This is a genomic window from Variovorax sp. BGA-UO-ETr-C22 (assembly GCF_059567965.1).
The window spans coordinates 1,686,656-1,708,245 of record NZ_JCAQPA010000011.1 but is presented as its reverse complement, the minus strand read 5'-3'; the positions used below and the strand labels follow the sequence as shown (position 1 = coordinate 1,708,245).

20 protein-coding genes are annotated in these 21,590 nt (G+C 69.6%); 10 read left to right on the top strand and 10 right to left on the bottom strand.

The genetic code is table 11. From position 1 onward, the window contains the following. Positions 1-41: 41 nt before the first annotated feature. Positions 42-341, bottom strand: coding sequence for a hypothetical protein (locus tag AC57B8_RS28035; protein ID WP_493192591.1), 300 nt, complete (start codon positions 339-341; stop codon positions 42-44). Between AC57B8_RS28035 and tssE the strand changes: the two genes are divergently transcribed. Both tssE and tssF read left to right on the top strand, forming a co-directional pair. After that, positions 340-930 (top strand): type VI secretion system baseplate subunit TssE, encoded by a 591-nt coding sequence (gene tssE, locus AC57B8_RS28030; protein ID WP_496481386.1) that lies wholly within the window; start codon positions 340-342, stop codon positions 928-930. The genes AC57B8_RS28035 and tssE overlap by 2 nt on opposite strands. A gap of 61 nt (positions 931-991) precedes the next feature. Further along, the gene (gene tssF / locus AC57B8_RS28025; protein ID WP_095744941.1) at positions 992-2,872 is read left to right on the top strand and encodes a type VI secretion system baseplate subunit TssF; all 1,881 of its coding nucleotides are present in this window, start codon (positions 992-994) and stop codon (positions 2,870-2,872) included. On the opposite strand, the gene AC57B8_RS28020 is transcribed toward tssF, so the two are convergent. Further along, positions 2,869-3,462: a TetR/AcrR family transcriptional regulator gene (locus AC57B8_RS28020; protein ID WP_139706177.1), complete on the bottom strand. Its 594-nt coding sequence runs from the start codon at positions 3,460-3,462 to the stop codon at positions 2,869-2,871. The genes tssF and AC57B8_RS28020 overlap by 4 nt on opposite strands. Positions 3,463-3,547: 85 nt before the next feature. Here AC57B8_RS28020 and AC57B8_RS28015 point away from each other — a divergent pair, with 85 nt between their 5' ends. Further along, the gene (locus AC57B8_RS28015; protein ID WP_495299584.1) at positions 3,548-3,976 is read left to right on the top strand and encodes a VOC family protein; all 429 of its coding nucleotides are present in this window, start codon (positions 3,548-3,550) and stop codon (positions 3,974-3,976) included. Positions 3,977-4,084: 108 nt separating this feature from the next. Here the strand turns inward: AC57B8_RS28015 and AC57B8_RS28010 are convergent, their stop codons facing one another. Continuing rightward, positions 4,085-5,941 carry an ATP-binding cassette domain-containing protein gene (locus tag AC57B8_RS28010; protein ID WP_492685391.1) on the bottom strand — a complete coding sequence of 619 codons (1,857 nt, stop codon included), beginning with the start codon at positions 5,939-5,941 and terminating at the stop codon, positions 4,085-4,087. 94 nt (positions 5,942-6,035) lie between these two features. Further along, a complete protein-coding gene (locus AC57B8_RS28005; protein ID WP_095947509.1) occupies positions 6,036-6,971 on the bottom strand; it encodes a LysR family transcriptional regulator in 936 nt (311 codons plus the stop codon). A 100-nt stretch (positions 6,972-7,071) separates the two neighbouring features. On the opposite strand from AC57B8_RS28005, the gene AC57B8_RS28000 reads away from it, so the two are divergent. Next, positions 7,072-7,899 carry a DODA-type extradiol aromatic ring-opening family dioxygenase gene (locus AC57B8_RS28000; protein WP_496481385.1) on the top strand — a complete coding sequence of 276 codons (828 nt, stop codon included), beginning with the start codon at positions 7,072-7,074 and terminating at the stop codon, positions 7,897-7,899. 31 nt (positions 7,900-7,930) lie between these two features. Beyond that, on the top strand, positions 7,931-8,809 hold the full coding sequence (locus AC57B8_RS27995) for an alpha/beta fold hydrolase (protein ID WP_496481384.1): 879 nt from the start codon (positions 7,931-7,933) through the stop codon (positions 8,807-8,809). A 12-nt stretch (positions 8,810-8,821) separates the two neighbouring features. On the opposite strand, the gene AC57B8_RS27990 is transcribed toward AC57B8_RS27995, so the two are convergent. Beyond that, positions 8,822-9,949, bottom strand: coding sequence for an ABC transporter substrate-binding protein (locus AC57B8_RS27990; RefSeq protein ID WP_492726158.1), 1,128 nt, complete (start codon positions 9,947-9,949; stop codon positions 8,822-8,824). 111 nt (positions 9,950-10,060) lie between these two features. Between AC57B8_RS27990 and imuA the strand changes: the two genes are divergently transcribed. The 4 genes from imuA to AC57B8_RS27970 all read left to right on the top strand — a co-directional run bounded on the left by imuA (position 10,061) and on the right by AC57B8_RS27970 (position 16,510). After that, positions 10,061-10,858, top strand: a complete 798-nt coding sequence (gene imuA / locus AC57B8_RS27985) for a translesion DNA synthesis-associated protein ImuA (protein ID WP_307693945.1) — start codon at positions 10,061-10,063, stop codon at positions 10,856-10,858. After that, complete coding sequence (locus tag AC57B8_RS27980; protein ID WP_307693944.1) at positions 10,827-12,170, top strand: Y-family DNA polymerase; 1,344 nt, start codon at positions 10,827-10,829, stop codon at positions 12,168-12,170. The genes imuA and AC57B8_RS27980 overlap by 32 nt, the downstream gene beginning before the upstream one ends. Beyond that, complete coding sequence (locus AC57B8_RS27975) at positions 12,163-15,513, top strand: error-prone DNA polymerase (protein WP_496481383.1); 3,351 nt, start codon at positions 12,163-12,165, stop codon at positions 15,511-15,513. The genes AC57B8_RS27980 and AC57B8_RS27975 overlap by 8 nt, the downstream gene beginning before the upstream one ends. 70 nt (positions 15,514-15,583) lie before the next feature. Continuing rightward, positions 15,584-16,510, top strand: coding sequence for a hypothetical protein (locus AC57B8_RS27970; RefSeq protein ID WP_496481382.1), 927 nt, complete (start codon positions 15,584-15,586; stop codon positions 16,508-16,510). Positions 16,511-16,529: 19 nt separating this feature from the next. On the opposite strand, the gene AC57B8_RS27965 is transcribed toward AC57B8_RS27970, so the two are convergent. From AC57B8_RS27965 to AC57B8_RS27950, 4 genes are all read right to left on the bottom strand, one after another. Beyond that, positions 16,530-17,546 carry a phosphotransferase enzyme family protein gene (locus tag AC57B8_RS27965; protein WP_496481381.1) on the bottom strand — a complete coding sequence of 339 codons (1,017 nt, stop codon included), beginning with the start codon at positions 17,544-17,546 and terminating at the stop codon, positions 16,530-16,532. Further along, a complete protein-coding gene (locus tag AC57B8_RS27960) occupies positions 17,540-18,055 on the bottom strand; it encodes a 2'-5' RNA ligase family protein (RefSeq protein ID WP_496481380.1) in 516 nt (171 codons plus the stop codon). Before AC57B8_RS27960 ends, AC57B8_RS27965 begins: the two co-directional genes overlap by 7 nt. 10 nt (positions 18,056-18,065) lie before the next feature. After that, positions 18,066-18,293, bottom strand: a complete 228-nt coding sequence (locus AC57B8_RS27955) for a hypothetical protein (RefSeq protein WP_489057116.1) — start codon at positions 18,291-18,293, stop codon at positions 18,066-18,068. Between the two features lie 78 nt (positions 18,294-18,371). Further along, complete coding sequence (locus tag AC57B8_RS27950) at positions 18,372-19,640, bottom strand: SGNH/GDSL hydrolase family protein (RefSeq protein ID WP_496481379.1); 1,269 nt, start codon at positions 19,638-19,640, stop codon at positions 18,372-18,374. Positions 19,641-19,750: 110 nt separating this feature from the next. Between AC57B8_RS27950 and AC57B8_RS27945 the strand changes: the two genes are divergently transcribed. After that, a complete protein-coding gene (locus AC57B8_RS27945) occupies positions 19,751-20,659 on the top strand; it encodes a LysR family transcriptional regulator (RefSeq protein WP_496481378.1) in 909 nt (302 codons plus the stop codon). On the opposite strand, the gene ku is transcribed toward AC57B8_RS27945, so the two are convergent. After that, a complete protein-coding gene (ku, locus tag AC57B8_RS27940) occupies positions 20,660-21,574 on the bottom strand; it encodes a non-homologous end joining protein Ku (protein ID WP_062472415.1) in 915 nt (304 codons plus the stop codon). Positions 21,575-21,590: the final 16 nt, after the last annotated feature.

The window sequence follows — 21,590 nt, the reverse complement described above, 5'->3', positions numbered from 1 at the left end:
AACGGGGCCGCGAACGGCCCCGTGGCGCTGCGCTTGCGGTTTCAGCGCAGGCCGAAGAACGACAGCACGGCGACGACGACCACGACCAGGCCGACGATGTAGATGATGGAATTCACGCGAAGGCTCCTTGTGGTTGGCGATGACCCAGCATCGGGCGCCCGCCGTCGCGCGGGTGTCGGCGGGGGGCGGTGCGTGCTGTAGGACTCGCGAAGCGCGGATGCGACGACAAATGCCCGGCGCGGGCGTCCGCATTCGAGCCAGGCCCGCTGTGTGACCATTGTTTGCAATGAGCGGCGGGCATCCACGCAAGACTCTGCCCCTTCCAGAAAAGGCCAGGTCATGCGGCTCACCGAGCAATCCCCGTTCACAGGTTCCCACCCCGCGCACCCCGGCGCCCGCGCGCCCCGCGGGCCCGATGCACCCGCCGCGCCGCGCGTCAACGCGCAGCTGCTGCCCACGCTGTTCGACCGCCTGCGCGACGAGGCGCCCGGCCGCACCACCGAGCTGCCGTCCGAGTACACGGCCACGCCGGCCCGGATGCGCGAGATCATCCAGCGCGACCTGGCCCTGCTGTTCAACACCACCAACGCCGAAGACCTGATCGACCGCACGCGCCATGCCGACGCGGCGTCTTCCACCGTCAACTACGGCGTGCCGCCGCTGGCCGGCAGCTACCTGTCGGAGCGCAAGTGGGCGGACATCGAACGCATCATCCGCCGCGCCATTCGCGACTACGAGCCGCGCCTCATTCCCGACAGCGTGCAGGTCGTGCCGCTCATGAAAGAAGACGGCGCGGCCGAGGCCTACAACGTGCTGCTGTTCGAGATCCGCGCGCTCATCCACCTGAAGCCGTACCCGCTGGCCTTCACGGTGCAAAGCGCGGTCGACCTCGAGACCAACCGCATGCGCATCGTCGGCGCGGCGGACTGAAGCCTGTCTGTCTCTTTTTCATTTCTCCTTACTTCAACCACGCCAGGGAAGGCTTACCGTCATGGACCCGCAACTCCTCGAGTACTACAACCGGGAACTCGTCTACATGCGCGAGGCGGCGAGCGAGTTTGCCGCTTCGCACCCCAAGATCGCCCGCCGCCTGGGCATGCACGGCATCGAGGTGGCCGACCCGTACGTGGAGCGGCTCATCGAGTCGTTCAGCTTCATGTCGGCGCGCATGCAGATCAAGCTCGATGCCGAATTTCCGCGCTTCACGCAGCGCCTGCTCGAGGTGCTGTACCCCAACTACCTGAGCCCCACGCCGTCGATGGCCGTGGCGCAGCTGCATCCCAGCGTGAAGGAGGGCGACTTCACGCGCGGCTTCGTGGTGCCGCGCGGCACGGCCTTTCATGCGCGCGTGCCCGCGGGCGAGCAGACGCCGTGCGAGTTCCGCTCCAGCCAGGACGTGACGCTGTGGCCCTTCGAGATCGCCGAGGCGCGGCTCACCGGCGCACCGCCCGACATCCCGGCGCTGGAGCGCTACGTGCCGCCGCACGTGCAGGTGACGGGCGCGCTGCGCCTGCGGCTGCGCATCGTGGGCGAGATGGGCTTCTCGGCACTGTCGGGGCTCGACCGGCTGCCCATCTACCTGCGCGGCAACGAGCAGGTGGCGTCGCACCTGTTCGAGCTGCTGCACACCTCGGCGGTCGCGACCTTCGTCGGCGAGCCGGGCCAGCTGATGGACCGCCCGCACGTCGTGACCGAAGGCGCGCTGGTGCACGAAGGGCTGGGGCCGGGCGAAGGCCTGCTGCCGCTGGCGTGGAACACCTTCCATGGCCACAACCTGCTGCACGAGTACTTCGCGTGCCCCGAGCGCTTCTACTTCTTCACGCTCACGCAGCTTGCGCCGGGGCTGGCGCGCATTCCCGGCAAGGAGGTCGAGATCGTCGTGCTGCTGAGCAAGCCGCCCGGCGCGCTGGGTGCGCTGGTCGATGCGGCGCAGTTCGCGCTGTTCAGCACGCCGGTGGTCAACCTGTTCGAGCGGCGCACCGACCGCATCGAACTCGACAGCGCGCAGACCGAGTTCCACCTCGTGCCCGACCGCTCGCGGCCGATGGACTTCGAGGTGTATTCGGTGCAGCGCATCGCCGGCCAGCAGGCGCGCACCACGGCCGAGATCGACTTCCGCCCGCTCTACCAGACGCTCAACGAAGACGAGGGCAACCACGGCCGCTACTTCTCGGTGCGGCGCGAGCCGCGGCTGGTGTCCGAAACGGCGCGCAAGTACGGCACGCGCACGCCCTACATCGGCACCGAGGTGTTCCTGTCGCTGGTCGACCAGCAGGAGGCGCCGTACCCCGAGAGCCTGCGCTACCTGTCGGTGAAGGCGATGCTCACCAATCGCGACCTGCCGTGCCTCGTGCCGCGCAACGGGCAGGCCGACCTCGCGGTGGCCGATTCGATCCCGGTGTCGGCCGTGGGCCTCATCCGTGCGCCGAGCACGCCCAAGTCGCCGTTCGCGCAGCGCGAGATCGCGTGGCGGCTGATCCGCCAGCTGGGCTTCAACCACCTGCCGCTGGCCGACATGCCGCACCGCGAGGGCGCGCAGGCGCTGCGCGACATGCTGCGGTTGTTCGTCACCGCCGACAACGACGTGCTGCGCCGGCAGATCGATTGCCTCGTCGGGTCGCGCATCGAGCCCGTGACGCGTCGCCTGCCGGGCGCGGGGCCGCTGATCTACGGGCGCGGCGTGCAATGCACGCTGAGCGTCGACGAAGAAGGGTTTTCGGGCACGAGCCCGTACCTGCTGGGGCTGGTGCTGGAGCACTACCTCGCGCGGCACGTGAGCATCAACGTGTTCACGCAGACCACGCTCGAATCGATGCAGCGCGGCACCGTCGCCAAGTGGCCCGTGCGCATGGGCGGGCGCGGCGCGGTCTAGTTTCTCCTGGGCGGGAGCGCCTGCTCCAGCAGCCACAGCATGGCCGCCCGCACCTTGGCGGCATCGGCACCGGCATCGATCTCCAGCGCCGCGCGGTCGAAGGCGGCCGACAGCAGGCGGGCGAGGGCGTCGAGCGACACCTCGCCGCGGCCCATGCCGGCGCGCGCCAGCCCCTGGCGCAGCGAGTTCGCCGAGGTGGCGTCGTCCATCGACATCATTTCCGCCAGGCCGAGCACGGCCGGCCCGTCGATCAGCAGCAGCCGGGTGCGCCCCGGCACCGTCATCGCCTTCAGGTAGGCCTCGCTGCCCACGAGCAGGGCCTCGCGCGGGCCGAGCTCGTCGGGCGTGGCCGCATCGATGTCGGCCGCGACCGCCTGCGCCTCGAGCAACAACACCTGGCGGAACAGGTCGCGCTTGTCGTTGAAGTGGTGGTACAGCGCCCCGCGCGTGATGCCGGCGGCCATGGCGATCTCGGGCGTGGAGGTGTCACCGTAGCCCTTGCTGACGAAGAGCGTGCGGGCCGCCTCGGTCAGGGCGAGGCGGGTGGTTTCGGTGCGTTCGCGGTTGGTGCGTGCCGGGGTTTTGGCCATGACCCTAATTTACATGCAGTCTGTTTGTGGATTAATATTTAACTTACATGCAGTTTGTACGTTTTATCCACGAAGGAGCCACCCCATGAAAGTGACGAGCTATTACCCGGTGATCATGACCAACGACGTGGCCGGCACCGCGGCCTTCTACCAAGCGCATTTCGGGTTTGTGTCGCTGTTCACGACCGACTGGTACGTGCACCTGCAGCTGGCGGACGATGCGTCGGTGAACCTTGCCGTGCTCGACGGCACGCACAAGACCATTCCCGCCGAAGCGCGCGGGCAGGTGGCGGGCGGGTTGCTGCTGAACTTCGAGGTGGAAGACCCCGACGCGGTGCACGAGCGCCTGAAGGCGGCGGGCCTGCCGATCCTGCTGTCGCTGCGCGACGAGGCTTTCGGTCAGCGCCACTTCATCACACGCGACCCGAACGGCGTGCTGATCGACATCATCAAGCCGATCCCGCCGTCGGGTGAATACGTCGCGCTGTACGAGGCCGGCACGTCACCAAGCTAGGCTCTCCCCCAGGCTTCGCGCACTTCGTGTCGCTGCGCCAACCCCCTTCCGGGGGCAACACCTGCGGCCCGGCAAGCCGGTTCCGCGGTGTTTCACGAAGGAGCCTTATCAGGCGCGCAGGGCTTCGTCTTCTTCGAGCCCGTCGCCCAGGAAGCCGCCGCTCTGGTGCGCCCACAGCCGCGCATACAGGCCGCCCTGGGCCATCAGCGTGCGGTGGTCGCCTTCTTCGACGACCCGGCCTTCATCGAGCACGATGAGCCGGTCCATCGCGGCGATGGTCGACAGCCGGTGCGCAATGGCGATCACGGTCTTGCCTTCCATCAGCGTGTACAGGCTCTGCTGGATCGCGGCTTCGACCTCGGAGTCGAGCGCGCTCGTGGCTTCGTCGAGCAGCAGGATCGGCGCGTCTTTCAGCATCACGCGCGCAATCGCCACGCGCTGGCGCTGGCCGCCCGACAGCTTCACGCCGCGCTCGCCCACGTGCGCCTCGTAGCCGCGCCGTCCGCCCGCGTCGCCCAGCGTCTGGATGAAGTCGTGCGCTTCGGCACGCTTCGCAGCCGCTTCGATCTGCGCCAGCGTGGCGTCGGGCCGGCCGTAGGCGATGTTGTCGGCCACCGAGCGGTGCATCAGCGAGGTGTCCTGCGTGACCATGCCGATGTGCATGCGCAGCGAATCCTGCGTGACCTTCGAGATGTCCTGCCCGTCGATGAGGATGCGGCCGCTCTCCAGGTCATGGAAGCGCAGCAGCAGGTTCACCAGCGTCGACTTGCCGGCGCCCGAGCGGCCGACCAGGCCGATCTTTTCGCCGGGCTTCACGACGAGGTTCAGGTCGTCGATCACGCGGCGGCCCGCGTCGCCGTAGCGGAAGCTCGCTTGCTCGAAGCGCACCTCGCCGTGCGGCACGTCGAGCACCGTGGCATGGGGCGCGTCGAGCACCGTGCGCGGGCGTGACAGCGTCTTCATGCCGTCCTGCACCGTGCCGATGTTCTCGAACAGGCTGGTCATCTCCCACATGATCCAGTGCGACATGCCCTGCAGCCGCAGCGCCATCGCCGTAGCGGCGGCCACCGCGCCCACGCCCACCGTGCCGTGCGACCACAGCCACAGCGCCATGCCCGCCATGCCGGCGGTGAGGCCCATGCTCAGCGTGTGGTTGACGATCTCGAAGGCGCTCACCAGCCGCATCTGGCCGTAGCCGGTCTTCATGAACTCGCGCATCGCGTCGCGCGCAAAGCCGGCCTCGCGCTGCGTGTGCGAGAACAGCTTGACGGTCGCGATGTTGGTGTAGGCGTCGGTCACGCGCCCGGTCATGAGCGCGCGCGCGTCGGCCTGCGCCTTGCCGACCTTGCCCAGGCGCGGCACGAAGTACACCAGCGAGGCGATGTACAGCGCCAGCCAGATGACGAAGGGCCACACCAGCTGCGCATCGAGCACGCCCACCAGGATGATCATGGTGGCCACGTACACGCCCATGGCCACGAGCACGTCGGCCAGCACGAACACGGTCTCGCGCACGGCCAGCGCGGTCTGCATCACCTTGGCCGTGATGCGGCCCGCGAACTCGTCCTGGTAGAAGGCCATGCTCTGGCCCAGCATCAGGCGGTGGAAGTTCCAGCGCAGGCGCATCGGCAGGTTCACCGCCAGCGTCTGGTGCTTCACGATGGTCTGCAGCGCCACCACGCCGATGCTGATCACCAGGAACGCGGCCAGCCACAGCAGCGTGTCGCCGCGCTCGGCCCACAGCTTGGACGGCACCTGGCCGCCGAGCCAGTCGACGATGCGCCCGAGGATCGCGAACAGCGCGGCCTCGAAGGTCGACATCACCGCCGTGAGCACCGCCATCGCGGCGATCTTGCCGCGCACGCCGTGCGTGCAGGCCCACAGGAAGGCAAAGAAGCCCTGGGGCGGCAGCGTCGGTTCGGCGGCGGGGTACGGGGGAAGGAGTTTTTCGAAAAAGCGGAACAAGGAATCGGTCTCCAGCAGAGCCTTCGAATGTAGCCCTGCATGCATGACCTTGCCCCGAAAAGGTGCGTTCGTGGCCGGTGCCTTCAGCAACCCTTCAGCTGCGGCGCACCTTGCTGTCGTCGGCGCGTGCTGCCTTTGTTTCCATGCCCCCCAGCCGCGCGCTCAGGAAGTCGATGAAAGTTCGCAGCTTGGGCGACATGTACTGCCGGCTCGTGTACACGGCGAACAGCGTGACCGGCGTGGCCTCGAACGCGGGCAGCAGCCGCACCAGCCGGCCCTGCGCCAGGTCGTCGTCGATGAGCCACACGGGCAGGTACGCGATGCCCATGTCGGCGCGCACCGCGTGCAGCGTGAGCGTGGTGTCGTCCGAGCGCATCGCGGGCGTGAGCCGCAGCGGGAACATGCGCCCGCCCGGCCCCTTGAGCGCGAGGTTGTCCAGGTTCACGTAGCTGGGCACGATCGCGCCCAGCTTCGCGAGGTCGGCCGGCACCGCGGGCAGGGCGCCGTGGCGCTTCAGGTAGGCCGGCGTGCCCGCGAGGTGGAAGGGCACGCGGCACAGCGGCCGCGCGATGAGCGCGGGCGAGGGCTCCTGCGTGGCGCGCAGGGCCAGGTCGTAGCCGTCGGCCGCGAGATCGACCTTGCGGTTCTCCAGGTGCATGTCGACCAGCACCTCGGGGTACGCCGCGCGGTAGTCGGCCAGCACGCGCGCAAAGCGCGGCGTGGCGCACCACACGGGCGCGCTCACCTTGAGCTGGCCGCGCGGCGCGTCGCTGGTCTGGCCGATGGCGGCTTCGGCCGCGTCGAGCAGGTCGAGCGCGCGGCGGCTCTGCTCGTACCAGGCGGTGCCGGCCTCGGTGAGGCTCAGGTGGCGGCTCGAGCGGTGCAGCAGCCGCGCACCCAGCGATTTCTCGAGCTGCGCCACGTGCTTGCTGGCCATCGGCGCCGACAGGCCCAGGCGCTCGGCCGCGGCCACGAAACTGCCGGCCTCGACGACCTCGCGGAACACGCGCAGGCTGGTCATGCGGTCCATCGATGATTTCCTGTGAAGAAAGGATTCGATGCATCGTAGCCTGTCGATTTCCTGAAAGGAAATGTCTACAGTCGATCCAACGCCTTCAAGGAGCATCGACTTGACCCACGACAACACCACGCTTTCCCGCCTGCCCACGTACTTCATCTCGCACGGCGGCGGCCCCTGGCCCTGGATGAAGAAGGAGATGGGCGCCACCTACGACCAGCTGGCCGCCTCGCTGGCCGACATGCCGCGCCAGATCGGCCGCACGCCGGCGGCCATCCTCATGGTCTCGGCGCACTGGGAGTCGCCCGTGTTCACGGTGCAGGGCAACCCGCGCCCGCCCATGATCTACGACTACGGCGGCTTTCCGGCCCACACCTACGAGGTGCGCTACGCCTCGCCAGGTTCACCTGAACTCGCGCAGCGCGTGCAATCGCTGATCGCCGCCGCCGGCCTGCCGGCGCAGATCGACCCCGAGCGCGGCTACGACCACGGCATGTTCTCGCCGATGGCCGCGATGTACCCGAACGCCGACGTGCCGGTGGTGCAGCTGTCGCTGAGGCGCGGGCTCGACCCGGCCGAACACCTGGCGCTGGGCCGCGCCATCGCGCCGCTGCGTGACGAGAACGTGCTCATCGTCGGCAGCGGCCTGAGCTATCACAACCTGCGCAACTTCGGCCCGCAGGCGCACGGCGTGTCCAAGGCCTTCGGCGACTGGCTCGACGAGACGGCGGTGCAGGCCACGCCGCAGGCGCGCGTGCAACGCCTGCAGGACTGGGCCTCGGCCCCGTCGGCGCGCGTGGCGCACCCGCGCGAGGAGCACCTGATTCCGCTGATGGTCGCGGTCGGCGCGGCCGAAGGCGACGTCGGCGAGCGCGTCTACCACGAGGACGCCTTCATGGGCGGGCTCGTGGTGTCGAGCTACCGCTTCGGCGCGGCCTGAAGGCACGCGGGCCGCGCGGCAGAATGAAGCCATGCCCACGCCCGCTCTTCCCACCCCCGACGAATCCGCCGAAGCCCGGCGCCTGATCGCCCGCATCGAAGCCCTGTCCACCTCGCACGACCCGGTGCATGACGGCATTCGCGTGCGCTGGCGCCGCTTCGGCACCGACACGACGCAGCCGCCCATCGTGCTGCTGCACGGCGGCCACGGCAGCTGGATGCACTGGCTGCGCAACGCCGAGGCGCTGTCGGCGCAGCGCACGCTGCTCCTGCCCGACATGCCTGGCTTTCACGATTCCGACGCGCTGCTGCGCGTGGCGCCCGGCGAGGACGCGCTGGTGCCGCTCCTGGCCGCGCTCGGCGGCACGCTCGATGCGCTCATCGGCGCCGGCACGCCCATCGACCTGGGCGGTTTCTCGTTCGGCGGGCTCACTGCCGCGCGCTTCGCGGTGCGGCGCGGCGCGATCCGCCGGCTGGCGCTGATGGGCAGCGGCGGCCACGGCACCTTGCGCCGCATGACGGTCGAGATGATCAACTGGCGCGCTGCCCCCGACCGCGAGACCGAGCGCGCCGCGCTCATGCACAACCTGGGCGCGCTGATGCTGCACGCGCCGGCCGCCATCGACCCGCTGGCCTTCGAGATCCACGACCTCTCGTGCCACGGCACGCGCTTTCGCAGCAAGGAGGTGTCGCTCTCGGGCGGGCTGCAGGCCGCGATCGACGCGCTGGGCGTGCCGACGCTGCTGCTGTGGGGCGAGTTCGACGTCACCGCCGATTCGCGTCCGCTGGTGGCGCAACTGGCCAGCGAAGGCCCGGGCCGCGAAGGCGTGGTGATCGACGGCGCGGGGCACTGGGTGCAGTACGAGCGCGCTGATGAGGTCAACGCGCAGCTGCTGCGCTTCCTGGGCTGAAGCGGTTCAGCCTCAGCGCAGGTAGCGCCCGTCCGCCTTGAGCATCGACAGTTCCGAGAAGGTCAGCCCGCGGTGCTCGCCGGGCCGGTACGACACGGCGATGCCGCCGAGGTCCAGCGTCTTGAACGACTCCAGGCCCTTCTGCAGCGACTCGGGCGTCGGGTTGGCGCCCGCGCGCTTCAGGCCTTCGACCATGACCTTGGCCGTGACGTAGCCCTCCAGGCTGGCGTAGCTGAACTCGGTCATGCCGATCTTCTTCATCGCCGCCTGGTACTCGGCAATCACCGGCATCGCGCTGTTCCACGGATAGGGCACGACCTGCGAGATGACCACGCCGGCCGCGTCCTTCTTGATGTCCTGGAACAGCTTCTGCCCGTTCAGGAAGGAGAACGAATAGAAGGCCGTCTCGCCGCCGGTCGCGCGGTAGGCCGCGATGAATTTCGCCGCCACGTCGTTGGTGGCCGACAGCACCACGGCCTTGGGCTTGAGCTTGGCCAGCTCGGCGGCGCGTTCGGCCGCGTCGGAGCCGTCGTTCTTGATGGCCACGCTGCCGACCATCTTGTCGCCGCGTTCGGCAATGAACTTCTGCGTGCTCTCCATCGCCGAGCGCGCGCCGGGGTTGTCGTTGTGCGCGAAGGCGATGCGCGACAGGCCGATGGTGAACAGGTGGTTCACGATGCGGCTGTATTCCTCGTCAAAGCTGATGCGCACCGGAAAACCGAACTCGCTGAACTTCACCACCGGGCCCGCGCCCGTGTACGGGCCGACGACGGGAATCTTCAGCTCGTTGGCCGCCTTCAGCGCGCCGACCGCCGACGAGGTGCCGATGGGCATCAGCACGCCCACAGCGCCGTCGCGCGCGAAGGTCTTGACGTTCTCGGCGCCCTTGGCGGGGTCGTAGGCGTCGTCGAGCTGGCGCAGCTCGACCGGGCGGCCGTTGACGCCGCCGCTCGCGTTCAGCGCGGTGAACATGGCACGGATGCCCACCAGCGGCTCGGTCGACAGCGATGCGAGCGGGCCGGTCTGCACGTAGGTCTGGCCGATCAGGAGCGGCTTGGCGGGCTGGGCCGAGGCGGGCGCCCCCGCGAAGACGAGGGCGGCGAGGGCCAGAAACCGCAGGTGAATCTTTTTGTGTCTCATGGTCACTAATTGTTAATAAACCGATCTTAAGGCGCGGGCCTTCGCAGGTAAATCGATCGCTGGTTGCGACCTGGGAAATACTGTATAAAAATACAGTTAACAACTGCAATCATGGGCCTCCCTTTCCTCGACTCCTTTTCCACCGCCGCGGGCCGCGGCGTCTGGCACGCCGACGAACTCGGCCTGGCCGACGCGCAGGTCGTGGCCACCGGGCATGCCGCGCTCGACGCCGAGCTGCCCGGCGGCGGCTGGCCCGTGGGCGCGATGACGGAGCTGCTGCAGGCCACGCCCGAGGCCCATGTCTGGCGCCTGCTGCTGCCCGCGCTGGCGCAGGCCGTGGAAGCGCGCGGCGGGCCGGTGGTGCTGGTCGGCGCACCCTACGAACCCTGCGGCACCGCGCTGGCGGCGCAGGGCTTGCCGGTGGAGGCGCTGATGTGCGTGCGCAGCGACGCCCCGGCCGCGCGGCTGTGGGCCTGCGAGCAGGCGCTGCGCTGCGCCGAGATCGCTGCCGTCGTCGCCTGGCTGCCGCAGGCCCGCGTGGGCGAGCTGCGGCGGCTGCAGCTGGCCGCCGCGCAGCACGAGGTGCTGCTGTTCGTGTGCCGGCCCGAGTCGGTGGCGCTCTCGGCCTCGCCCGCGCGTCTGCGCCTGCGCGCCGAGCGCTGCCCGGACGACCCGGCGCAGATCGCGCTGCACCTGCTCAAGCGCCGGGGGCCGCCGCTGGCCGCGCCGGTGCGGGTGCCGGCGCGCAATGCCCGCATGAGCGCGTTGCTGGCCGCCGCCCGCGTGCGGCGCCAGCTGCGCCTGCAGCCGGCCGTGACGCCGGCCGCCGCGCCGTCGGCCACGGTGGTGCGCATCGACGCATGGAAAGGAGGCCCGGATGCACTGGATCGCCTTGCAGTGGTCGTCTGAAACCGAGGACGCCGACGCCCCCGACATGCCCCCGCCCGAAGCCCTGGGCTGGTGGGCGCTGCAGTTCACGCCGCACGTCGCCTGGCAGGACGAGGCGCTGATGCTCGAGGTCTCGGCCTGCGAGCGCCTGTGGGGCGGTCGCGCGCCGCTGATGCGCCAGCTGCTGGCCCTCAACCCCGCGCCCGACGCGCGCATGCGCGGCGCGCAGGGCGCCACCAGCCTGATCGCGCTGGCGCGGCTGCGCCTGTTCGCGCGCAACGAGCACCGGCCCGCCGACGTGCCGGCCGGCCTGCCGCTGGACACGCTGACGGCCGCGCAGGGCCACCTCGACCTGCTCGCGCGCCTGGGCTGCCGCACCTGGGGCGAGGTGGCGGCGCTGCCGCGCGGCGGGCTGGCGCGGCGCTTCGGTGCCGGGCTGCGTGAGGCGCTCGACATCGCCTGGGGCCTGCGCCCCGAAAGCCACGCCTGGCTCACGCTGCCCGACGTGTTCGAGCAGAAGCTCGAACTGCCCGCGCTGGCCGAGACCGGGCCCGAACTCATGTGGTCGGCCAACCGCCTGCTCTCGGCGCTGCAGATCTGGCTGCGCGCCCGCCAGCGCGGCGCGCGCGCGCTCGAGCTGCAGTGGACGCTCGACCTGCGGCGCCTCAACGGCGTGACCCTGCCGCCGCACCAGCAGCTCACCGTGCGCACGGCCGAGCCCACGCAGGACATGGCGCACCTGCGCCGCCTGCTGTCCGAAAAACTCGCGCTCACCACGCTGGCCGCGCCCGCGAGCTGGCTGAAGCTGCGCACGCTCGAAACCGATCCGCTGGCCGGCGCCAGCACGAGCTTCCTGCCCGAAGACAACCGCAAGGGCGACAAGCTGCACGAGATGGTCGAACGGCTCAGCGTGCGGCTCGGCGCCGACCAGGTGGTGGTGCCGCTCGCGCAGGCCGACCACCGGCCCGAGCGCCAGCAGCGGTGGCGGCCCGCGCTGCAAAAAGAGAAAACGCCTGCACCCGACAAGGCCCGCAAGGACGCCGCCTCGCAGCCCGATGCGATCTACCCGCCCTGGCTGCTGCCCGAGCCCTTGCGGCTCGAGATGGACGGCGAGCGCCCGTGCTACTGCGGGCCGCTGCGCAAGCTGGTCGGGCCGCAGCGCGTCGAGGCCGGCTGGTGGGGCGGTGAAGAAGACGGCGGCCAGCCCGCGATGCGCGACTACTACGTGGCCGAAAGCCCCGAGGCCGGCCTGGTGTGGATCTTTCGCGAGCGGCCCGCCACGCGCTTTTCGTCGGGCGAGGTGCGCTGGTACCTGCAAGGCTTCTATGCCTGACCTGAGCGGCAAGGAAGAGCGCAAGCGCCAGCCCGCCAAGGTGCATGTGCTGCCGCAGCGGCTGCGCCCGGCGCCGGGCCTGCCCGGCTATGCCGAGCTGCACTGCCTCACGAACTTCAGCTTCCAGCGCGGCGCGTCGACGCCCGAAGAGGTGGTCGAGCGCGCCTACCACCTCGGCTATGCGGCGCTGGCCATCACCGACGAGTGCTCGGTGGCCGGCATCGTGCGCGCGCATGTCGCGTTGCGCGATCTGCCCGTCAAGCTGGACACCTACGAGCGCGAGCACCCGGACGAACCGCCGATCCCGCGCCACCCCGAATTCCGCCTGCTGTTCGGCAGCGAGTTCCGCTTCGAGCGCTTCAAGCTCGTGGTGATCGCGAACGACACCGAGGGCTGGGGCAACCTCTGCGAGTTCATCACCGCCGCGCGCAACACCGAGCTGCCCAAGGGCGAGTACCGCGTCGATTGGGACACGAGCGACGTCGCCTCGCTGCAGCGCTGCCAGGTGCTTTTCGTGCCGCACCGTCCGCCGGGAGGCATGCCGGATGCGGCCACCGTGCAGGAGGACCTGGCGGCGGCCAGGGCGCTGTACGGCGACAACCTCTGGCTGGCCGTGGCGCTGTTCAACGAACTCGACGACGACCTCTGGCTCGTCACGCTGATGCAGGCGGGCGAGCAGGCCGGCGTGCCGCTGGTCGCGGCCGGCGACGTGCACATGCACGCGCGCGGGCGCAAGCCGCTGCACGACGTGCTCACGGCGGTACGCGAAGGCCGCACGGTGGCCGAGTGCGGCTTCGCGCTGCAGTCGAACGCCGAGCGGCACCTGCGCCAGCGGGTGCGACTGGCCGAGCTGTACCTGCCCGCGATGCTGGCGAACACGCTGGCGGTGGCGCAGCGGTGCCGCTTCGATCCCGAGGTGATCCGCGAGACCTACAAGTACCCGCTGGAAACGCTGGGCAGCAACGAGACGGCGACGCAGACGCTGGCGCGCAAGACGTGGGAAGGGGCGCAAAGGCGCTACCCGAACGGGATTCCTGATGGCGTGCGAGCCCAGGTGCAGAAAGAGCTGGACCTGATCAGGGAGCTTGAATACGAGATGTTCTTCCTCACCGTAGAGAACATCGTCCGCTTTGCGCGCTCACAGAAAATTCTTTGCCAGGGGCGTGGGTCATCGGCCAATTCCGTTGTCTGCTATTGCCTCGAAATCACCGCCATCGACCCCGAAAAAGGCCACCTGCTGTTCGAGCGCTTCCTGAGCCGCCATCGCAAGGAACCGCCCGACATCGACGTCGACTTCGAGCACCAGCGGCGCGAAGAAGTCATCCAGTACATCTACGCAAAGTACGGCCGCGAGCGCGCCGCCATCGCCGCCGTCGTCATCTGCTACCGCTCGCGCAGCGCCTTGCGCGACGTCGGCAAGGCCATCGGCATCGACGAGCGGCTGGTCGACGAATTCGCCAAGGACCACTACTGGTTCGACGACACCGTGCTCGGCGAGCAGCTCGACAAGGCCGCCGCGCGCGTCGGGGTGAAGGAAGACCGGCTCAAGCTGGTGCAATGGATCGAGATGACGCAGCGGCTCAAGGGCTTTCCGCGCCACCTGAGCCAGCACGTCGGCGGCTTCGTGCTCACGCACACCAAGCTCACGCGGCTGGTGCCGGTCGAGAAGGCGTCGATGAAAGACCGCTCGGTCATCCAGTGGGAAAAAGACGACCTCGAGGCCATGGGCATGCTCAAGGTCGACGTGCTCGCGCTGGGCATGCTCAGCGCCATCCGGCGCGGGCTCGACCACATGAACCGCTGGCGGGGCTCGATGATGGAGATGCACCACATCCCCAACGACGACCAGAACGTGTTCGACATGATCTGCGACGCCGACACCATCGGCGTGTTCCAGATCGAGAGCCGGGCGCAGATGTCGATGCTGCCGCGCCTGAAGCCGCGCACTTATGAAGACCTGGTGATCGAGGTCGCGATCGTGCGGCCCGGGCCCATCCAGGGTGGCATGGTGCATCCGTACTTGAAGCAGCGCGAGCGGGTGGCCAAGGGCTTGGCGATCACCTATGAAAAGGAAGCACTCCGTCCGGCCTTGGAGCGCACGCTGGGCATCCCGATCTTCCAGGAGCAGGTGATGCAGATTGCGATGATCGCGGCCGGATTCTCTGCCGACGAAGCCGACCAGCTGCGTCGCGCCATGGCCGCGTGGAAGCGCAAGGGCGGCCTGGGCAAGTTCCACGACAAGCTCGTCAAGGGCATGACCGCCAACGACTACAAGGAAACTTTCGCCGAAGCCATCTTCAAGCAGATCCTCGGCTTCGGCGACTACGGCTTCCCCGAAAGCCACGCCGCGAGCTTCGCGCTGCTGGTCACCATCAGCAGCTGGCTCAAGAACTACGAACCCGCCTGCTTCCTCGCCGCACTGCTCGACTCGCAGCCGATGGGCTTCTACAGCCCCTCGCAGCTGGTGCAGGACGCGCGCCGCCATGGCGTCGAGGTGCGGCCGGTCGACGTCACGTGCAGCGAGATCGACACCACGCTCGAAGCCCGCGCGCCCGATGCACCGCGCATGCCCGCAGGCACCGACACGCGCTACGCCGAGCGCCTGGGCAACGACAACCAGCCTGCCGTGCGGCTGGGCCTGAACCGGGTCCTGAGCCTCAGCGACGCCGGCGCCAAGCGCCTGCTTGCAGCGCGTGCACAAGCGCCTTTCACCAGCACCGAAGACCTGGCCTTGCGCGCCGAACTCGACGGCAAGGACATGGCCGCACTCGCGGCGGCCGATGCATTGATGTCGCTCTCGGGCCATCGGCGCCAGCAGGTGTGGGACGCCACGGCGCAGCATCGCTCGTCGGCCCTGCTCAAGGGCGTGCCGATCCACGAACAGGCGCTGCTGCTGCCCGCCGCGCCCGAGGGCGAAGAGATCGTCGGCGACTACGCGGCGCTGGGCCTCACGCTGCGCCGCCATCCGCTCGCGCTGCTGCGCCCGCGCCTGGCGCGCATGCGGCTCCTGAGCGCGGTGGAGCTGCGCACCGCACGCAGCGGCCAGACCGTGCGCGCCTGCGGCATCGTCAAGGGCCGGCAGCGGCCCGGCACCGCCAACGGCACCATCTTCGTCACGCTGGAGGACGAGACCGGCAACGTCAACGTGATCATCTGGAGCCACGTCATCGAGGCCTGGCGCGAGCCGCTGCTCAAGTCGCACCTGCTCGCGGTGCAGGGCACCTGGCAGCGCGACGACGACAGCGGCGGCAAGGTGCAGCACCTGATCGCCACCGGCTTCAAGGACCTCACGCCGCTGCTGGGCCGGCTGGCGCAGAGCAACACCAGCCGCGACTTCCACTGAGGCATTGCGAATGCAACCGATCGTTCCATGCCTCGCGCCGCCCCTCACTTTTCGCTAACCTGTTCCTCCCATGTCCGCACTCGCCGCAACCGCCGGATTTGCCCTTGCCGATGAGGTCGTCGCCACGCCGATCGGCCCGCCGCCGCCCGCGCCCGATGTGCCCATGCCGCCACCGCCGCCGCCCGTGCTGCCGCCCGAAGGCGATCCGCCGCCGGTCATGCCCCCGGTGACAGACCCCGGTTTTCCGCCGCCGGTGAGCGACCCGCCGCCCCTGCAGACGGCCGTGCCCTTCGGCAAGCCCCACGCGCGGCGCCTGCGCGAGATCTACCGCTCGGCCGGCTGGCCCTGCTGCGACACCATCGAGGTCGAACTGCTCGCGGGCGGTTTTCTCGAGCGCGTGCGCAGTGCACTGGGCCACGAGACGCTGCGCGTGACCGATGCCGGCATTGCGCGCATCGCCACCACGCTCACGGTCAACCGCGCGGCGCTGTCGCCGCACGAGGCGCTGGTGGAGCGCGTGGCGCGCGAGATGACGCGTGGCGGTCGCATCGCCTGGCGCGGCCTGGGGCTGCGCGCCCGGCTGCCGCCGCTGGAGGAGGGCGGCAAGCCGCGCTGGTGCATGGCGCGGCCCGATGTCTTTTCGATTCGCAACACCAGCGTCGAGGCCTACGCGCATCCCATCGTGCACGAGGTGAAGGTCAGCCGCGCCGACCTGCTGGGCGACCTGCGCAAGCCCGACAAGCGCGCGGCCTATCTCGACCTGGGCGGCGAGTGCTGGTACGTGCTGGGCAACGATGCCAAGGGCCGCTGCATCGCGTCGCCCGACGATATCCCGGCCGAATGCGGCGTGATGGTGCTCGAGGGCGAGCGCCTCGTGGTGGCGCGCGCCGCGGTGCACCGCGCCTTCGAGCGCATTCCTTTTTCGGTGTGGCTGGCGCTGGCCAAGGCGCAGCCCGTGGCGGGCTTCGAGGACGACGCGCAAGACCTGCTGATCTGAGCGGCGCCCTGCAGGTGCTTCAAGTGATGGCGTCGTAGTCGCGGTGCGCGACGGCGACCACGTTGCCCGGATCGAACTGGCTCGCCATCTGGCGCAGGCCTTCCTCGCGGTCTTCACGGCTGGCCTGCGGGTCGAACATCTGGTCGCAGAACTCGAGCAGGTCGCGCACGATGCGTTCGTGGCGGTAGTAGGCGAGGGCGAGCGTGTCGACCGCCTCGGTCGTGCCGTAGCCCTGGAAGAACAGCGCTTCTTCGCGCGGCAGGTTCCACACGCCGCCGACACCGCCGCCGATGAACATCAGGTCGCGCTCCTTCGGCGCGAGGATGAGCGTGTCCCAGTCGACGATGCACAGGCGGTCGTCGTCGCCCAGCAGCACGTTGCCCGCGTGCAGGTCGGCATGGCACAGCACCTGCGGCAGCGACTTCTCGAGCAGGATCGAGGCGAGCTGTTCGCTGCGGTAGACGATCGAATCGATCTCTTCGTCGTGCGCGTCCCAGAAGGCCAGAAAGCGCTTCACCAGATCGTCGCCCGCCACGCCGTTGATGAAACGGCGCTGGTAGCGGCGCACGCCTTCGCGCCAGTGGTGCGAATAGCTTTCGCGCGGCAGGCCCGCGCGCAGCGGTTCGGGCAGCTCGGTGCGGTGGATGGCGTTCAGCGCGGTGCCGAGCAAGGTCCATTGCCGGTCCGTCGGCGTGCGCGTGAAGCCGTCAGCGCCGTCGAAGAAAGGGTAGAGCGCCCAGTCGAAGCCATGGTCCTGCACGCTGAGCCGCCGCGTGCGCGTGAGCAGCGGGGCCATCACGGCGTCGATGTCATAGGTGTGATACAGCACGGCCGGCACGTCGACCACGGCGGGTGTGAAGCCGCCTCGGCGCAGCTTGAGGAAGTACGCGCGGCCGTCCGATGCCTCGATGCGGAACGCGGCCGAATCGACGTCGGCGCCCAGCGGGAGGAATTCGGCGCGGGAGTCTTGCAGGCCCCAGTGGCTGGCGAGGCAGGCGGCGATGGCATCGTTCGACAAGGCGGGCGGCGTCAGCATGCGGGGTAGGCGTCCAGGAGTTCGTGGCGAAAGGGATGCGTGAAGTGCGAGCGGACCAGCCGGAACTCGCGCACCGTCCAGTGGATCGGTGGCAACTGCCCAGGGCACGCGGCACGCTCGCTTTTTCGCGCAATTGTGACGTGAGGCGTCCAGCCGCGAGCGTAGGAAATGAAGCCGGCTTGCTGCAGCGCGCACGTCAGCGCGTCGTGGAATTCGCGCAGCCCGTCGTGTGCGGCGGGACGAACCACGGAGACGTCGTTGGGCCAGGTGCCGGAGCTGTTGAGCGTGAGCTCCAGCGGTGGCATCGGCACGCGGGCCAGCGTGTCGCGCAGGCGTTGCTCGGCTTCTCCCTGGTGATCGGGCAGGTAGTACAGCGTGAGGTGCAGCCCCTGCGCCGCAGACAGGGTGCAGCCACGCGGCCACCACCAGTCCTCGCGGTGCGCCAGGATTTCGGCGCGCACGTTCGCCGTGGGAAAGAGGCCGATGAGGAGCTGGCGGCGGACGGCCACGGCATCACCTTCAGGCCTCGGGCGGCCACCAGTGCGCGGCCGTGGTCTGGAGCACGCGCGCGGCTTGGGCGCGAATGTCCAGGCCATCGCCATGGCCCTTGTCGCGTGTGACCTTGAAGGGCCAGGTCGACAGCCGGCCTGTCTTGCCGGTTGCGTGTGAGCGCGACTGCAACGGATGCTGTCGCGAGGAGAAAAAAAGCACCTGCGCCGAGGGCGCAGGTGGGTTGGCGGTGGTCATGGCGTCGCCTCGAATGTTGTTCTTGGAGACGAGCCATTCTAGAGAAAAGACTGTATTTATGTACAGTATATTTGCAGTCTATCGAAGATCGTTGTCCAGCAAGGCGTCGAGGTCGATGGCCGCCGCCATCGCCCGGTAGCCGGCGTCGCCGGGATGCAGGTGGTCGCCCGAATCCATGGCGGCCTTCAGCCGCGCAGGCCGGGCCGGGTCGCGCAGCAGCGCGTCGACATCGACCACCGCATCGAAGGCGCCGCCTTCGCGGATCCAGCGGTTGATGGCCTGGCGCACCTTGTCTTTCTCGGGCGAGTGGTGGCCGGCCAGCGGCGTGCCTTCGAGCGCACGCTCGTTGGGCGGAATGGTGGCGCCCACGATGCGCACGTTGTGGGCGTGGGCCATCTCGATCAGCTGGCGAAAGCCCTGGATCACGGCCTCGGCGCGCACCGCGGGTTCCTGCGGTGCAAAGGGGCCGCCGGGCCAGCCGATGTCGTTGGTGCCCAGCAGCACGACCATCGCGCGCACGCCGGGCTGCGCGAACACATCGCGGCCCGCGCGCTCGAGCGCCGCGCGGCCCATGCCGTCCTTCAGCAGCCGGCCGCCCGAGATGCCGGCGTTGAGCACGCCCACGCCGCGCGGCGCGAGCCGTTCGGCCAGCGCGTCGGGCCAGCGCGTGTGGGCACCGGGTGTCGAGCCGTTGCCGTCGGTGATCGAGTCGCCCAGTGCGACGACGGTGACGGGCGCTTGCGGCGTCTCGACGATCAGGCCGCTCACGTAGACGCGCGTGCTCCAAGAGGTGGCGGCGGCCGGCAGTCGTGCGGCGGCGCTCAGGTCGCCGTCGGCGATGTACAGCGTCTGCCGCGCGTCGAAGTGAAAGCCCGCGGGCTGGCTGGGTTCCGGCAGGTAGAGCGACACGGCCACCTCGCTCAGCGCGGGCAGCGGCAGGTCGACCGGGTCGCTCACGAGGCGCGCGCCGGGTGGCAGCGTCACGTCGCTGCGGCCACCGAAGCGCAGCACGCGGTCGGAGCCTTCGACGACTGCCGAGCCGCTCGCATGGCGGGCCACGCGCGCCGCGCCGATGTGCAGCGGCGTGGTGCCGCCTTCGTTGCTGATCACCACGCGCAGCCGCGTGCCGCCGATGCTCAGGCGCGCCACCTGGCGCAGCGTCTGCCGCTCGAAGCGGGCGGGAATGCCCAGGGGCAGCACGAAGCTTTCGTCCCACAGCGGCTGGGTGGCGGCCATCCAGCTGGGGCTCCAGTGGGTGGGCGCTGCCATGGAAGCGGTGGCGGCGCCCGCGAGGGAAAGGGCGAGCGCGCCCTGGCGCAGGAGGGAGGTGAGTCGCGAAGCGGTCATGTGAATGTCCTCAGGTGAAAGAAGTGTCGATGGGCGAACTTTCTTCCATTCGAATCGCGAGGGGTAGAAGGCAGAATGGCATGCATCGCATTCCTGATTCGAATGACCCCATGGACACCCTTCGCGCACTCTCCGCCTTCGTGCACAGCGTCGAGCTCGGCAGCCTCTCGGGCGCGGCCCGCGCGCTCGACACCACGCAGCCCACCGTGAGCAAGCTCGTCGCTGGGCTGGAGCGGTCGCTGGGCGTGCGGCTGCTGCGGCGCGCGGCCACGGGCCTGAGCCTCACGGAGGAGGGCCAGCGCTTTCACGAACGCGCGCGCCGCATGCTCGAGGACTACGGCGACGCCGTGGCCGACGCGCGCGCCCAGGTGCAGCAACCGCGCGGCCTGCTGCGCCTGAGCGCGCCGGTCACGCTGGGGCAGCGGCATCTCAACGCGATGGCGGTCGAGTTCCTGCGGCTGTACCCCGACATCGAACTGGAGCTGGTGCTCGACGACCGCTTCGTCGATCCGCGCGAGGAGCGCATCGACGTCTCGCTGCGCGTCGGCGGCGCGCTGCCGCCCGACCTCGTCGCGCGCCACCTGGGCAGCTGGCCGCGCGTGCTCGTCGCCTCGCCGGACTACCTGGCCGCACGCGGCAAGCCGCGCACGCCGCAGGACCTGCTGGCGCACGACTACCTGCGCTACGCGGCGGGCGACGACGGCGTGCTGCTCACGGGCCCCGACGGCGCGGTGGCCGTGCCGGTGCGCAGCCGCTACCGCGTCAACAACGCCGTGGCGCTGCTCGACAGCGTGCAGGCGGGCGCGGGCGTGTCGCTGCAGCCCACGTGGATGGTCGCGGACCTGCTGGCGCAGGGGCGGCTGGTGCGCGTGCTCGCGCGGCACATGGGGCCGGCGCAGGAGCTGCACCTGCTCTATGCGCCGCGCCGGCAGCTGCCGCTGCGCGTGCAGGTGCTGGTCGACTTCCTGGCGCAGCGCGTGGCGGCGCTGCCGGGTGCGGCGAAAGCGCCGCGGCGCTAGTCAGGCCGCCTTGCGGGCCACGCTCTTCGCGCGTTTGGCCGCCGCAGGCTTGTGCGCGGTCTTGCGTGCAGAAGCCGTCGACTTCGCCGCACGCTTCTTCGCCGCAGGCGGCGTGCGCTTGCCGCTGCGCAGGCTGCGCGCGAGCAGCTCGGTCAGGTCGATCACCTCGGCACCGCCCTCAGGTGCTTCTTCTTCCGGCTGCACCACCGTCTCCGTGTCGCCCGCCTTGACCTTCTTCTCGACGATCTTCATCACGGCGTGCTTGAACTCGTCCTTGAATTCGTCGGGGTTCCACGGGCCCGACATGTCGCCGACCAGCTGCTCGGCCATCTTCATCTCGGCGGCCGACAGCTTCGCGCCCTTGATGCCGGCGGCCGGCAGGTCGAGCCCGTCGGCGTCCTTGATCTCGTCGCCCCAGCGCAGCAGGTTGAGCACCAGCACCTTGCCGAAGGGAATCAGCAGTGCCAGGTGCTGCTTGGTGGCGATCACCACCTTGGCCAGCCCGACCTTGCCGGTCTTCACCAGCACCTCGCGCAGCAGCGCGTAGACCTTCTGGCCCTTGTTGATCGGCGCGAGGTAGTAGGGGCGCTCCAGGTACACGAAGGGAATCTCGCCCACGTCGAGAAAGCGCTGGATCTCGATGGTCTGCGTGGTGCGCGGGTAGATGGCCTCGATCTCCTTGGGCGAGATCACGACGTACTTGCCGTCTTCGTACTCGAAGCCCTTCACGATCTGCTCGCGCGCGATCTCCTTGCCCGTGCGCTTGTTGATGCGCTTGTAGCCCACGGGGTCCATGCTGCGCTTGTCGAGCCAGTCGAAGTCGATGCCCTGTTCGGTGCTGGCGGTGTGCAGGCCCACGGGGATGTGGACCAGCCCGAAGGTGATGGCGCCTTTCCAGAGGGTTCTCGTGGCCATGGTGTGCTTCCTTCCT